The organism is Oceanobacillus alkalisoli (assembly GCF_022213125.1).
Lineage (GTDB): Bacteria > Bacillota > Bacilli > Bacillales > Amphibacillaceae > Oceanobacillus > Oceanobacillus alkalisoli.
The window spans coordinates 1-13,621 of record NZ_JAKNRA010000011.1; the positions used below are offsets into that span (position 1 = coordinate 1).

The window sequence follows — 13,621 nt, forward strand, 5'->3', positions numbered from 1 at the left end:
GCTCGATCCACAATTCGTCACTCCGAAGAGATCTGAAAAGTTTCACGCGCTCGACTTGCATGTATTAGGCACGCCGCCAGCGTTCGTCCTGAGCCAAGATCAAACTCTCCATAAAAGTGTTTGTGATTGATGACACCGTCATCTATTCTTAGCTTCAAAAATTGATTCAGGGATAAAAAGCTTTCGTTAGATCAATCCAACGTTTTACTTCTTACCTCTTTTTCATACTGGTTGTTTTGTTCAGTTTTCAAAGAGCAATTGAATTTCTTGTCGTTTTTTGCGACGACTTTTAATTTATCATGTTTCCAATTGGCTGTCAACACTTTTTTTAAATCTTTTTTAATTTTCTTTCAGAACGGTCAAGTAATCGTTCGGATTGACGAACCGCTGAAAATCACAACAGAATTAACTATACCATAGTATTTTTATTCATGCAAGAGAAATTTTACATTTCTTTATTTCATCTTAATAAATGCTGTCACTTAGCCTTTTTTTACACAAACCTCTTGCCGGTAGATAAGGGAGGCACTCTTCTGTGCTAGCTACGCGTAATAAAAGTTGAAAAAGCTTTTCATATCTTTCTCTCATCGATTTCTTTAGTAATGCATCGATACGATTGTCTTCCAAATCCAATAATAGCTCTTCTAATTCTCGTTTGATTAAATACTCGATTTCCTTTTGTTCCATTTCATTTATTAATAATCCCAACATACTGTTCACTCCAAACATATTAACTTCTTCTACTTCCTTCATCTAAAACAAGATACAAGAACAAAACAACTTAACACCTATCATAAATATACGCAGGAAAAGCATAATTCCGTCGGTTATTTATAGATTTTCTGTTTTCATGTTGATTTACTATTCCCGAATTCCATCCATATACAACCTGTTTTTTTAATTTTCTTCTAAACCTATCGCTACTCCAGGATGTTTTTCATTTTTTGAAGTTCTCCCTCATATATATGAAGTAAGGACAAGTTATCCAAGGAGGAACGAAAATGGATCATTTCTATGTATTCAGCTTTAAAAAGAGAAGAAGATATTTTACGCTTAGTCTTATATTGCTATTAGCCGCTGGTTTTTTCATATTCCAATCCAGCATACTTGGCAGTAATGCAAGTGATGATGTTGCACTAACAAGGGGGAGCGTGGAAGAACCGAACATTGCACTTACCTTCAACATCAGTTGGGGAGAGGAGAAAGTACATGATATTCTCGATGCATTGGCAAAAGAAGAAGTACAAGCTACCTTTTTCCTGAGCGGAGAGTGGGCAGAGCGTCATCCGATAATTGTTGAAGAAATAACAGAGGGTGGACATGAAATTGGAATACTTGGGTATAGATACAAAAGTTATGTAGAACAGGATTTGGAAGAAGTGAGAAGGGATTTATTCCTTGCTCAAGAAGCTTTTGAAAAACTCGGATTTGAAGATATCAACTTACTTCGGACTCCTAGTGGGCGGTTTAATGAAGAGATACTAGATTTAGCCGAATCAATGGGCTTTGAAGTCGTGCATTGGAATATTAATCCGAATGATTGGAAAAATCCAGGTACAGAAAATATTGTAAATGTCGTCATGAATGACACGACGAATGGAGATATCATCCTACTTCACGCCTCCGACAGGGTCAAACAGACGGCCGCAGCGCTGGAAACGATTCTGCCAGGATTGAAAGGGAAAGGATTAAACTTTGTGCCAATCAGCGAGTTAATCAGTCAAGCCCATGCCGATATTGAATTGGTGGAATAAGTTTTACAAATACGAGAGCCGGGATAATGAACGATAGTAAAAGTCGTTACGATACCCCGGCTTCTCATATAAAGCACTCCCATATTTCTTCCACTATTTTCTGACATCCCCTTTCTTCTTACTAGAAATTTATTAAACATTTCACTATAATAGTACAAATTAGAACTTACTATATCTGCTGCAAAGACCATACAAATAGGAAGGAGTTTAAAAAATGAGTGAAAATGGGACGAAAAAAAGGAATCCATCCTCTCTAAATTATTAAATGTTATTTCTGGAAGCTTTGCACCTATCAGCGGAGTGCTTGCAGACGCAGGACTATTGAAAGCTGCACTTTCCATTCTCAATTCTGCTCATCCACCGTATTCCCAATCTTCATCGCCATCTTCGTTTATGCTGCCCTGGATAAGCTTTTAAGAAAAATCATTTATAAAGACATCCAGATGTTCATCAATCCTCTCATTTCATTACTTAGTCCCAGTTACTTTCTTGTATATGGACCATTTGGAAACCTGATTGGTGAGGGACTGGGAGCAACGATCAATTTCCTGAGTGACCGAAGCGGACTAAAAGCCGGTGCGGTCGGTGTCTTCATCCGTACAAAAGACAACGCTCTAAAATCACTTGCAGCGAGCGGTATTCTCCCAGGTTCATTAGACAGGACGACAGAGGCGATTTATTACAGGATTTTACTTCGTTTCATTTATAAGGCTTCTCGTCTAATGCTTTAAGCGGCTTATCTTCTGTGATTTCAAGCTCAAGCAAACCAGGCGTCACATCAACGTAAGTACCTGACTTCGGCTGTTAGAAGAGAAGCGCAATATCTGCTTCTTCATAGTTATCGGTTAACGTAAACTCTTCTAATTCACTAACTGCTTAGCTGCTTGTTTTCTATACGTTTCAAACATTTCCGTTAGCAACTTCACATTTGCTTCATTAATTCGTCTCTCACTAATCCAGCCATTTTCATATGCTGCTTTTAAGTTCTCGATATCATTCGAATCCGCAACAATATCTGTTCCAGCATTGACAGCTTTCGCAAAACACTCTGGGATACTCATCTCTTCCACGCCCCAGCTCATATTATTCACAATACCGCTGTTACCATTAATATTAGCCTTTAAAATCTAATCGTTCGTTCGCGTAAAATATCATTTAAGAAATAATAGTTGAAAGCAAAGCCAACTTCTTCAAACGGAATATCTTTCCCTTCGAATTCTTGGACAGTACTCACGGGTTCCTTCCGCCAGCTCATTCATTTTATTAACTCATTCCGCTGTTTCGGACGGGCTGAAGTTATCTCATAAAATAAAATGACGAAGATGTCTCTCTTCAATAGTGTGCGTCGTACCGTATACTTTACTCGTCGCAAAGATACTTTCACCTTTTTCTACAATTTCTTCATCAAGGATGCCATCATGGCTTGTCTTACTTTTATCCTCTTGATAAAGCCCCATTCTTCGGGAGTTAATAAGCATCATCCCAATTTTTTCGTCATTATCCATTAATGACACAAGCTTCTGCTCGCTCCTCTGGACTTAGACGCCGGTCTTCATAAGGATCGAACTTTCCATTCCAATATCTTTAAATTGTAATCCGTCTACCTTAATAAATTGCTTTCTTCTTAATTCCAAATTGGGCTGTTTTACACTTATCTTGACATTCCTCCTTGATATCGTCCTCTTTTTTTCCAGAAAAGACTTACACACGTGGAAAAGCCAGGCTATACTTGTATTAATGAATTGAGACTTCCCTTATAGACTCAGTCTTTTATGCTTTCGTTGTAGCGCTTTGTTTGCCCTTCTTCGGTGTTGCAGTTTCATTTCTTGCTGGGTCTTTCTTGGACTTGCCGTCTACTCGATTTGCGATGCGGTGCAAGCCAATGATCTGGTAGGTGTTACACGCAAGTAGCGGTGCAAACATTAACCAGACGTAATCCGAACCTTCCGCCATGAGTGCTGGTGTCCACTCTAACGTTGTAATCACAATCATAAAAAACAATGTTGGAATAAAGGCAGATGTATTTGTTTCCTTCTGTTTCCACTTGGCGACGAACCAAGAATAAAGGAAGAAGAGTAACGTGCCGAAAATCAACCAATATATTCCTATTCCACCATCTGACCCTCTGTATGGGAAATAAATTAAATCAAATAATATAAATGCAATCAACAGAATCTGCACCGCCGGCCAAAAGGAACGAAATAAGCTAATTCCGAATCGGTGAATATATAAATAAGCAAAATAACCGGTCATACTGACAACGGCAAAGGTAAGGCCTAAACCGACGAAAAACGTCAGTAATCCTAATAATTCCATCCAATTGATGGGATTAAGATAGGCAACATATGTATCCCATTTAATAATAAAGCTAATGATAATACCGGTAGCTCCGCCAATTACGAGCGTATTCCATAAAAACTTAATCAGTTTACGAATATTCACTGTAAATCCTCCTACACTTTCCATGCGTATGATTGTATTTTAACACGAACAGCAGCTTTTTTCCTCATTTTAACTGTATAGTTAGGAAGTTTGTCATACAAATTATAAATAGCAAGAAAGGTGGTGCATCATGAAAAAGCTTTTCTTCTTCATTTTCTTCCTCGTTTTCCTAACAGCTTTAACAGCTTGTGGCGGTAATCAGGCAGGAAAGGAGCAGGCAGATTATGAACAGACAAAAAAAATGGTGGTCGATATCCTGCAAACAGAAGATGGCAAAAAGGCATTGACCGAATTATTCCAAGATGAGAAAGTGAAGCAAGAACTAACCATCCAATCCGATGTCGTGAAATCTGCGATAAATGAAGTTTTAGTAAGTGACAAGGGAAAGGAAATGTGGCAATCACTCTTCAAGGATCCGAGTTTTGTCAAAGGATATACAGAAGCTATTCAAGAAGAGCAAACAAAATGGATGAAGGATTTAATGAATGATGCAGAATATCAAAAACAGATGCTTGAATTACTGCAAAATCCGGAAGTTACGGCATTGATTTTAGCAACATTGAAAAGTCAGCAATTTCGTGCCCACTTGGAAGAAACAATTCAACAAACATTAGAAACACCGCTATTTCAAGCAAGAATCCAAGAGATACTTCTGAAAGCTGCTGAAGAACAAGCAAAACAAAGTGGCGAAGACGAAGATAGCAGCGGAGGAAGTGGTGAACAGCAAGGTGGCGAAGAACAAAGCGGAGGAAGTGAAGGTGGAGGTGGTGGAGGTGGGTAAAAATAAAAAAGAGCCCTGGGCTCTTTTTACTTACCTACTCCACTTGGGCAACAATTTTTGCAGCAATGCGGCGAAATTCCTGTCCAGTTGGATGGTCTTCCTGATAAACCGACGGTGCAAATTCTTCCTCATCCATGTATGGCTGTTGGAGCGGAAGTTGGCCAAGTACTTTCGTTTTCAGTACTTCGGCTAGCTTTTTCCCGCCGCCTTTACCGAAAACATGTTCTTTTTCGCCAGTCACTTTACTTTCAAAATAGGACATATTTTCCACAACACCAAGAATCTCATGATCCGTCTTCATCGCCATCTGACCAGCACGTGCAGCAACAAATGCTGCAGTCGGGTGCGGGGTGGTGACGATTATTTCTTTACATGTCGGAAGGAGCTCATGCACATCCATTGCAATATCTCCTGTACCCGGTGGTAAGTCGAGCAATAGATAATCCAAGTCACCCCATTCAACCTCTGAGAAGAAACTATTCAGCATCTTACCGAGCATAGGACCACGCCAAATGATCGGCGAGTTATCCTCAACAAAGAATCCCATGGAAATAACCTTTACACCGAACCGTTCTACTGGTATGATTTTCTTGCCACGAACAACTGGACGCTCTTCAATTCCCATCATATCCGGTACACTGAAACCATAAATATCAGCATCAATGACCCCGACTTTTTTTCCGAGTCTTGCGAGAGCTGTTGCAAGGTTAACTGTGACCGTCGATTTACCGACTCCACCTTTTCCGGAAGCTATCGCAATAAAATTCGGATTCGATCCGCCCATGAGAGAGGCTTCTTTTGCTTTTTCAACAGCTGGTTGATGTTTCCGGATGATTTCATCTGGCAGCTGCTCGAAACGGAGCCCCACGGTAGTCGCACCATTTTTCTTTAGAATTCCGACAATTTCCTGTTGCATCTGCATCTGTTCACCGGTATTCATCTTGGAAATTCCGACTTTCACACTGACGTGATTCTTTTCCTCTCTAATGGTAACGCTCTTCACCCCGTCAGTTTCTGCCAAAGTAGTATGTATAAACGGATCTCGCACTGGACCCAAGAGTTCCATCACCTGTTCTTTTGTTAGCAATGTTGTCACCATCCTTATTTGCATTTATGTACATCCTCAAGTATAACACAAATGACTGAAAACCTAAGCGAAATGCATTTTGATGACGGTTTCACTCTTTCTCCTCTGCCGGCTCTGTAATGTAGCGTAATACCCCTCGGTAAATGCTTGCTGCCATTTGTTCCTGATAGTCATCCTGCTTTAACAATTCTCTTTCTTCCTCATTCGATAAGAAGCCAATTTCAACTAATGCTCCTGGTGCTTCAGCGTGTTTCAGAAGATAAATTCCATCTATCTCCAGCGCTTCCCGGTCTGTATTCTCTAGATTACTCCTTATTTCCTCTTGAACCATGCGAGCAAGATGCTCATTTTCATCAAATGATGGATAATAAAAAGCCTGCGCACCCCGCCAACGCTCAGAAGGCAAGGCATTCAAGTGGATCGTTAAAAACAGATCTGCCTGCTTATGCTCAATAAACTGCAGGCGATTTCTGATATCCTCTGATTTTCTTCGTGAGAGTCCCTGAGTATCTTCATCGGCGAGATCCTCGTCCGTTTCGCGGGTTAAATAAACAAGCGCACCTGCCTGCTGTAAATAGCGCTGCAGTTGCTTCGTAACCTTTAGCGCGATATCCTTTTCCACTGTATCATCTCTCCCAACCGCTCCTCCATCTGACCCACCGTGTCCCGGATCAAGTACAATCACTTTCCCAGATAAGGGGAGTGACCAAGACGCCCAAGTCGTATCTGTTTCCTTAATCGGCATCTGAATTAAATATACTAACAGGATCAAGCCAAAGGCCCACGTACCCATTTTAAAAAGACGTTCCATCCCGTCGCCACCTTTACTATGTCACTCAACCTTCGAACCTGAAAAAATTCACTACGAATCACTTTCATTCAGCGTAAGTATCCGAAACCGAAACTCTCTTCTGGAGATCCGCAGTCCAGACACCTCTCGCACTGCTGAGCGAACGTCAAGCCTCCTCGCGCTGAGCACTAAGGGGTCTCGCCAGGCTTACCTCCGAACAGGAAGTTCTAATGCCGGCGTTGGTCACAGGACGTGACCGTTTTTAGCCGGCCTCCCGCAGGAGTCTCGAGGTGTCTGGACTGCTACCAGAAAAGACCAAATCGGGCTCACTATTTAATGTACTGGAAAGAGGCAGGAATAATTTGTATTTAAAATAATCATCCCAACCAGTTCAGTTGCCCGGTGGACGGTGACTTCTGCGGGAACAGCACGAGTCTGGAGACCCCTTAGTGCTCAGCCCGAGGAGCTCCGGCAGTTCCCAAGGATGCGCATCCGTCCACCGGGCAACTGAACGGCGACTAGAGATACTTTCAAGAGAATGAGCAAATACTTACGCTGAATGAATACGACACTCGAGTGTTTTGGACTGTGAAAGTTGAGTATGTTATTAAAATTTTATGGGAGACAGGAGAGGATTATGACTAGGGAAATGTGGTATGCTAAGAAAGGAACGTTTATCACAAAAAGAAATGTGGTATGAAAAATATATAATGATGGAGAGGAGTTTTGTGATGATTTGGGTAGGAATTGGATTAATCATCATCGGAATTGCCCTATTTGCACTAACCGGCATCTTAATTAAACCACTTAATAAAGTAGCTGCTATTCTTTCTGATGTAAAAGAAACGACGAAAGAACTCCCAGAAACGGTCAAGGATATCAGCGGCCAAGCAAATGAAGCACTCCACACTGGTGTAGATACGCTTCAGCAAATAAATGTACAATTAAAGGAGCTCACTCCTATCTTTTACCTTGTTGGAGATGTAGGAAGAGCAACACATGAACTCTCCTCCAATATGGTAAATGCGGTGGAAGAGTTTGAACAGAAAGAAACAGGCACCTTTGCTACAAGGAAAAATTTAGAATCATTATACGGTGCTGCTACCTTAGGGATGATGATTTTTCAGAAGGCAAGAGAGTTCAATAATGAGAGAAATGTAATCGACAATGAATAGTTTTGAAAAAAATGCATGGTAACTGCAAAAAAACAGTTACCATGCATTTTTTTATTTCTTTGCAGCTAAACGTGCATCTTGTTTTATCTTTTCAAGCAGGTCAGCCCGTTTCTCACCGTCCTGATAGAACTTCCTTTCCCACGCTTGCGCCTTTTGGAGTAAGGAAGGGCCACCCGCATGCTCGTCCCGATAATTCGCAAAAACAGCAAGCATCGCGCCACTTACAACGCCACTAGCAATCGAAATAATTAGACTTTTAGTTTCCACCAGTAAATTCCCCTTCAGCATAATCATTTTTCAATTGCTGGCGTCGCTTTAACCAATAATAACCGAGGGCGAAAGAGCCGTATATACCACCTAGTTTATTCGTATCGGCAATACCTTTACCTGTCTCACTCTTCTCTTTCATCGACTCCGTTACATCAACAAGGGACGATGTCAGTTTTCTCGTCGCATTTCCAACATCTCCAACAATATAAAATAATGGACTTAATTGTTCCATTTTCTCATTCACATCCGCTAAGGTCTGATTACTTTCACGAATGATATTTGAGGTTTCATTCAACATATCATCGAGTTGTCCAGGAAGCTGCTGCACCGTCTTATCCACACCATCAAGTACACCGGCTAAATTATTCAACACATGTGCTACGAATACGGCTAATACAAGAAATGCAACTCCAATTAATAATACTCCAACACCTACTAATGTCATATCTATCCCTCTCTCCCTGTTACTTTTACGATATCATGCTTTTCACGAATTTTAAGTTCATTTTTAATCATCAGCTCATTTTTTTGCTTTGGTTGCTGACCTTTCCACGTGCCATATAATTGTACTGCTACCTCACTCCATTTGATCCCTTCAATAAACGGCTTCACTTTACGGTCCATTTCCGCATCCGTTAAATTACCTAGCCCATTTTGCAGAGCAGTATTGGCAGATTGAACAGATTCACCAAGTAATTGGACAGAATCAAACATACTATCCGTTGCTTGGACTTTTTCCGTCACGTCACCGATTAATTCATCTGTCTCTTTTATCGTCTGCAAAAGCACAGGGGTCATTTTCCCGACCTGTTCCTCAGCACTGCCTAATGTAACACTTAATGACCTCATTGTATTCGTCAACCGCTTCAGGACGAAACAAATATAAACTGTTGCAATTAGAAAGGCAATGGCTACAAGTAAAATACTAAGATATATAAGTCCCATATGTACTGTTCCCTCCTTTAGCATCCACATACTCAGGCATCTATTATAGAGATATTATACCACTAGATGGCGTAATTAAAACTTTTAACGTTTTAATGAATTTCATAATACGTATTTAATGCTTCACCATCAGCATATGTAGTTGAGTTGGTTCGTTCCCAACTACATATGGTGATGGAAAAGCTGACTTTGGTAATTATGAAATTCATTCGTTTTACAAAAATATTCTTTCCCATTTTTTAAAAAAGATTAATTTAAAACAAGTAGGGTATATAGTCTGTACAATATCTTGGTAATGTTAGTGGAGGTTAAAGGATAATGGGTAAAATTAAAACAACTGGAAAAGAACTATTAGAAAAATTCAAGGAAGATAACATAACATTTCTGGCAGCTGCTCTAGCTTATTATTTTCTGTTGGCAATTTTCCCGTTATTGATTGTCGGCTTTGCAATCATTCCATATTTTAATATTTCCGCAGATGATGCGCTCGGTTTCTTCTCAAGTGTTTTACCTGGAGAGATTGCAACTTTATTTGAAGAAAATATTATTAATCTGATTGACACTCCAAGGGGCGGGTTACTGACCATCGGGATTATCGGTGCGTTGTGGTCAGCGTCCAATGGAATTGATGCGTTCATCAAGTCATCGAACGAAGCATTTGATGTGGAAGAAACGAGGTCGTTTATCGTCGTTCGTTTAATTTCCCTCGGACTGACAATCGGACTGATTATCTCAGTCATTGTCGCAATTCTATTACCGGTCCTCGGAGATGTTATTTTACAACTTGTTGGATCCATCATTGGAATAACGGCTGGGATGGGAATTTTACTGCATGTCTTGCGCTGGTTGATTAGTATTATTGTGCTCACCACATTTATCATGTTACTATACCGCTTTGCACCGAATAAGAAAATACCTTTTAAGCACATCATTCCCGGAGCTTTACTTGCCAGTTTGCTCTGGCAGGTTATTTCATTCGGTTTTTCAATTTATGTCAGTAACTTTGGTAATTATTCAGCGACGTACGGGACGCTCGGTGGAGTGATTATTCTTATGACATGGTTCTTCTTGACAGGTCTTATCTTAATGCTTGGTGCAAGTATTACGGTTATTTATCATCGCCATAAAATCCAGAACGCTGCAGAGCTACATAAAGCAGCAAATATTTAGAAAAAGAACCTGTGGAGGATTCTCAGGCTGTCGCGAAACCCTCGGCAGCCTATTTATTTCTTTTAATAAAAAAGCTTGTAGTGAAACAACACCTACAAGCTGGCTCAGAGTAAAACGCTTATTTTTATCTTTTTGGTCTATTATTTACTTTTAACAATTAAAGTTCCAATTCCGTACAAACACATATATATAAGTACTATAATCCACAATAAAGATGTAGGAACACTCTCAATACTTAAAAAAGTTGTAATTATCAATGATAGAAAGAGAAGACCTATAAATATTTGAGATGCAAATATCTGAAACTTCAATATGTTTCTTAACGTTCTTTCATCCATATTAGGTGTACTGTCAGATTTTCGTTTAACTTGAATTATATTTACTACAATTAATATTATTGAAACAGGCAACGTCCCTATAAATGGCGCTACTGTGAACCCATCCCCACGAATGACAACTCTTATGAATTGAGCTAGTAACTCCTAGTAATTACTGAGTATAATGGTGAATCTGGAGAGATTCTAATGCAGAATACACTAAATGAAAAGGGAGAAGTAGAAGAATCTAATAGTCTAAGCGAAATTGATCGAGACAGCTACTGGTTTAAGGTTATTTGCGGTTTGGCAACTAGCGGTTCTTGTTCATTGGGGTGTCTAGCTTTAATTGGTGTACCTGGGGGATATCCAGCATGTACATTACTATGTGGTGCCCTTGCTAGTGGAGCTGCATGCTAATTTTGTGAAAAAGTCTTAACTTGAAGTTGGAACTAAAATATAAGAGTACATTAAAAATAATAAACCAATTTCCTCATTAGCTGGTGAGTGTAAACTAAACTGTGTAAGTAAAAGAGCGTACGAATCTTACTTCACAGTTTAGTTTTTTATTGCCAGACCAATGTTATAACGATTGGGAATTTATTCTATCGACTAAATCAAAGCGAAAAGGAAAACAGCTGAATTAACGAAACAAATTCTAGTAAATGTAGAAGATACGCAGAATGCACCTATAGATATATTTGAGTCCATGTTTGAGTTCGAATAATTGCCACAAATAGAAGGATATTCGGTAATAGTTAAGAAAATATTATCTGGATAATAACCCACTAACAAATGGCTGTAACCAGTCATTCTCCTTCATATGGAATGATTCCTTCGTTACCTGCCTCCATTTCAGCGGGGTAATGTACGTTGCCCCTTCTCTAAGTTGGCGAACAGGTCCTTCAGCTAGTGAGGTATCTACTTCAAGCCCGGAAGTTATTTCAAACTGGTTATCTTCATATAACCCGGTCTCAACGGCTTTCTGTTCCAGCTTCCCAGCACTTGTCATTTGCCATACGCCCCCATTTAATAAAGCACCATCAAAAATAGTCGTCGCATTCATCGATTCTTCCAGCGTAATGGTAAGTGTCCCGTGATAACCTGGTAATAACTCTGATTCCATTTCGGCCCCAGTTTCCTTTTCCGTTTCTGTTTCTTCACCTTCTTCATCTTCCTCTGGCGTATCTTCTGGGAAATTTGCAGTAAATGGGTAAATACTTTCTTTTTCCACATCAAGTTCGACCGGAGAATCATCGAGTGAATCAACAGAACCTTCTAAAAGAACATCTGTCTCTTCTAACTGTAAAATAGCGGGCATACCTGTCTCTACTTCTAATCGCTCTGCTTCACTTAAATCACCTGTTGCGTGAAGATCCGTACTTTCGATAACAATTAAAGGATTACCGAGATCTGTAGAAATCTGCTTTATTTTCCCTGCGAAAGGACTTTCATATGTAATCATGTCACCCGTATCCCGGAGCTCTGACAGTTGATTTTCCACTGTCGTTAATTCCGTCGTTTTCGCAGCTAATTCTTGCTCTTTCTCTGCAATGAATTGTTCTTTCATTAGTTCTGCTTCAACCGGGGATTCTGGAAGTTCAACGAAAATATCTTCTTCCGTAATCAAAACCGAGCTCGCTGGATTAAATTCATTCGCAGGAATATGATATGCCTCCATTTGAGATATCGCTTGTTCAATTGCTGCCATTTCCCCTTGTACACGTTCCATCTGCTGAAGTAAATCTGATTCCGTTTCATAATAATTTTCCACTCGGTAGGTGAATAAACTTGAACCTGGTGTTACTTCTTCCCCAACCGCAACGAGGAACTGCTGGAAGACTCCCTCCGTCCGGTCAAAGTAAATTTCTTCTTCATCTGCAGCCTCTAAGACAACTGGTTTATACAACTCTTTCTTTAAATCAGCAGTCACACTTTCCGACCATTTATTCACGTAAGAAACTCTGTCTACTCGTGCTTCATCGTCTAAATATACAAGAAGTAAATTCAACGCGATGAACACAAGTATCCCTAATTGAATAAAGCGATTCTTTCTCATTCAAACCACCCACTTATCATATAAGAGTCAGCGAATGCTATGGTTCCCGCAAGCACCCAGCCGAGCACATGGAGCAACAAGATAAATGCCCATAACGTCCGGCTTCCGATTTCTGAAAGCGTATGTAAGAACCGGTATTGGAACCAAATAATCCAAAATTGAAACAATGTGATTGCACCAAAGAAATAAATAAACCAATCCATTTCCGTAATATAGGAAGCGATAATTCCAAAGGAGAGCGGTGATGCAAACCAGTCCAGTCCCGCAAATAATGCAAGAGGAATCCACAGTAGTCTTTCGATCAGCATAACCGAGAGCACAACCTGCTGCATAATGACGAGCTTTCCATAAGGTATTTCCGTAATTAAATAGAAAATCAGACTGGGAATGAAAAGAATGAATGCAGCAAATAAAGCACCATAAATCATTCTGCCAATGACAAACCATAATTTACTCGTTTCATATTCAGTTGCACTTAGCTCCGCGGCTCCTCCTGCAAGCATTGAGCTGCCGATTCCCAAATAAGCCATCCACCCGTAAATAAGTACCGCAACGAGAATCAATAGAGTACTAGTTTTTCTTACGTTGGATAGTCTTTCTGCTTGTCTAATCCGAAAGATATGATCATAGATTGATGTGAAAAATTTAAACAACTGGACACGATAGAGCATGATTCGACTTCCTTTTATAGTTTATATGTAGTGAATGAATTTCATAATTACCAAAGTCGGCTTTCCCATCACCGTATGTAGTTGGGAACGAACCAACTCAACTACATACGGTGATGGTGATGCATTAAATACGTATTATGAAATTCATTAGTAGTGACTTACA

Annotated in this window: 17 protein-coding genes and 1 rRNA gene; 6 read left to right on the forward strand and 12 right to left on the reverse strand. The window is 39.9% G+C overall.

Annotated elements, in window-relative coordinates; all coding sequences use genetic code 11:
- Both L3V42_RS13190 and L3V42_RS13195 read right to left on the reverse strand, forming a co-directional pair.
- Positions 1 to 115: ribosomal RNA gene (locus L3V42_RS13190) — 16S ribosomal RNA — on the reverse strand; the annotation flags it as partial.
- Between the two features lie 350 nt (positions 116 to 465).
- The gene (locus L3V42_RS13195; protein ID WP_235763081.1) at positions 466 to 711 is read right to left on the reverse strand and encodes a hypothetical protein; all 246 of its coding nucleotides are present in this window, start codon (positions 709 to 711) and stop codon (positions 466 to 468) included.
- 290 nt (positions 712 to 1,001) lie between these two features.
- Between L3V42_RS13195 and pdaB the strand changes: the two genes are divergently transcribed.
- Positions 1,002 to 1,754, forward strand: a complete 753-nt coding sequence (pdaB, locus tag L3V42_RS13200) for a polysaccharide deacetylase family sporulation protein PdaB (RefSeq protein ID WP_235763080.1) — start codon at positions 1,002 to 1,004, stop codon at positions 1,752 to 1,754.
- Positions 1,755 to 2,197: 443 nt separating this feature from the next.
- A complete protein-coding gene (locus L3V42_RS13205) occupies positions 2,198 to 2,485 on the forward strand; it encodes a hypothetical protein (RefSeq protein ID WP_238472185.1) in 288 nt (95 codons plus the stop codon).
- A gap of 129 nt (positions 2,486 to 2,614) precedes the next feature.
- Here the strand turns inward: L3V42_RS13205 and L3V42_RS13210 are convergent, their stop codons facing one another.
- From L3V42_RS13210 to L3V42_RS13220, 3 genes are all read right to left on the reverse strand, one after another.
- Positions 2,615 to 2,815 (reverse strand): hypothetical protein, encoded by a 201-nt coding sequence (locus tag L3V42_RS13210; protein ID WP_238472186.1) that lies wholly within the window; start codon positions 2,813 to 2,815, stop codon positions 2,615 to 2,617.
- 240 nt (positions 2,816 to 3,055) lie between these two features.
- Positions 3,056 to 3,268, reverse strand: coding sequence for a hypothetical protein (locus L3V42_RS13215; protein WP_238472187.1), 213 nt, complete (start codon positions 3,266 to 3,268; stop codon positions 3,056 to 3,058).
- A 256-nt stretch (positions 3,269 to 3,524) separates the two neighbouring features.
- Positions 3,525 to 4,196 (reverse strand): KinB-signaling pathway activation protein, encoded by a 672-nt coding sequence (locus L3V42_RS13220; RefSeq protein WP_235763075.1) that lies wholly within the window; start codon positions 4,194 to 4,196, stop codon positions 3,525 to 3,527.
- A 130-nt stretch (positions 4,197 to 4,326) separates the two neighbouring features.
- Between L3V42_RS13220 and gerD the strand changes: the two genes are divergently transcribed.
- Complete coding sequence (gene gerD, locus L3V42_RS13225) at positions 4,327 to 4,977, forward strand: spore germination lipoprotein GerD (RefSeq protein ID WP_238472188.1); 651 nt, start codon at positions 4,327 to 4,329, stop codon at positions 4,975 to 4,977.
- Between the two features lie 34 nt (positions 4,978 to 5,011).
- Here the strand turns inward: gerD and salA are convergent, their stop codons facing one another.
- Together salA and cwlD are read right to left on the reverse strand one after the other, a co-directional pair.
- Positions 5,012 to 6,064 (reverse strand): iron-sulfur carrier protein/transcriptional regulator SalA, encoded by a 1,053-nt coding sequence (gene salA, locus L3V42_RS13230; protein ID WP_235763089.1) that lies wholly within the window; start codon positions 6,062 to 6,064, stop codon positions 5,012 to 5,014.
- A gap of 91 nt (positions 6,065 to 6,155) precedes the next feature.
- Entirely contained in the window at positions 6,156 to 6,875 is a 720-nt protein-coding gene (gene cwlD / locus L3V42_RS13235) for an N-acetylmuramoyl-L-alanine amidase CwlD (protein ID WP_235763073.1), read from the reverse strand.
- A gap of 635 nt (positions 6,876 to 7,510) precedes the next feature.
- On the opposite strand from cwlD, the gene L3V42_RS13240 reads away from it, so the two are divergent.
- The gene (locus L3V42_RS13240) at positions 7,511 to 8,029 is read left to right on the forward strand and encodes a DUF948 domain-containing protein (RefSeq protein WP_235763072.1); all 519 of its coding nucleotides are present in this window, start codon (positions 7,511 to 7,513) and stop codon (positions 8,027 to 8,029) included.
- Between the two features lie 51 nt (positions 8,030 to 8,080).
- Here L3V42_RS13240 and L3V42_RS13245 read toward each other — a convergent pair whose 3' ends face one another.
- From L3V42_RS13245 to L3V42_RS13255, 3 genes are read right to left on the reverse strand one after another with little or no spacing between them, the layout of a single operon-like run.
- Complete coding sequence (locus tag L3V42_RS13245; protein WP_235763071.1) at positions 8,081 to 8,296, reverse strand: hypothetical protein; 216 nt, start codon at positions 8,294 to 8,296, stop codon at positions 8,081 to 8,083.
- Positions 8,286 to 8,744, reverse strand: coding sequence for a DUF948 domain-containing protein (locus tag L3V42_RS13250; protein ID WP_235763070.1), 459 nt, complete (start codon positions 8,742 to 8,744; stop codon positions 8,286 to 8,288). Before L3V42_RS13250 ends, L3V42_RS13245 begins: the two co-directional genes overlap by 11 nt.
- Before the next feature lie 2 nt (positions 8,745 to 8,746).
- A complete protein-coding gene (locus tag L3V42_RS13255) occupies positions 8,747 to 9,244 on the reverse strand; it encodes a DUF948 domain-containing protein (protein WP_238472189.1) in 498 nt (165 codons plus the stop codon).
- A gap of 318 nt (positions 9,245 to 9,562) precedes the next feature.
- Between L3V42_RS13255 and L3V42_RS13260 the strand changes: the two genes are divergently transcribed.
- Entirely contained in the window at positions 9,563 to 10,414 is an 852-nt protein-coding gene (locus tag L3V42_RS13260; protein ID WP_235763068.1) for a YihY/virulence factor BrkB family protein, read from the forward strand.
- A gap of 488 nt (positions 10,415 to 10,902) precedes the next feature.
- A complete protein-coding gene (locus tag L3V42_RS13265; RefSeq protein WP_500797183.1) occupies positions 10,903 to 11,148 on the forward strand; it encodes a hypothetical protein in 246 nt (81 codons plus the stop codon).
- A gap of 349 nt (positions 11,149 to 11,497) precedes the next feature.
- On the opposite strand, the gene L3V42_RS13270 is transcribed toward L3V42_RS13265, so the two are convergent.
- The gene (locus L3V42_RS13270; protein WP_238472191.1) at positions 11,498 to 12,787 is read right to left on the reverse strand and encodes an efflux RND transporter periplasmic adaptor subunit; all 1,290 of its coding nucleotides are present in this window, start codon (positions 12,785 to 12,787) and stop codon (positions 11,498 to 11,500) included.
- Complete coding sequence (locus L3V42_RS13275; RefSeq protein WP_235763062.1) at positions 12,784 to 13,458, reverse strand: hypothetical protein; 675 nt, start codon at positions 13,456 to 13,458, stop codon at positions 12,784 to 12,786. Before L3V42_RS13275 ends, L3V42_RS13270 begins: the two co-directional genes overlap by 4 nt.
- Positions 13,459 to 13,621 lie beyond the last annotated feature (163 nt).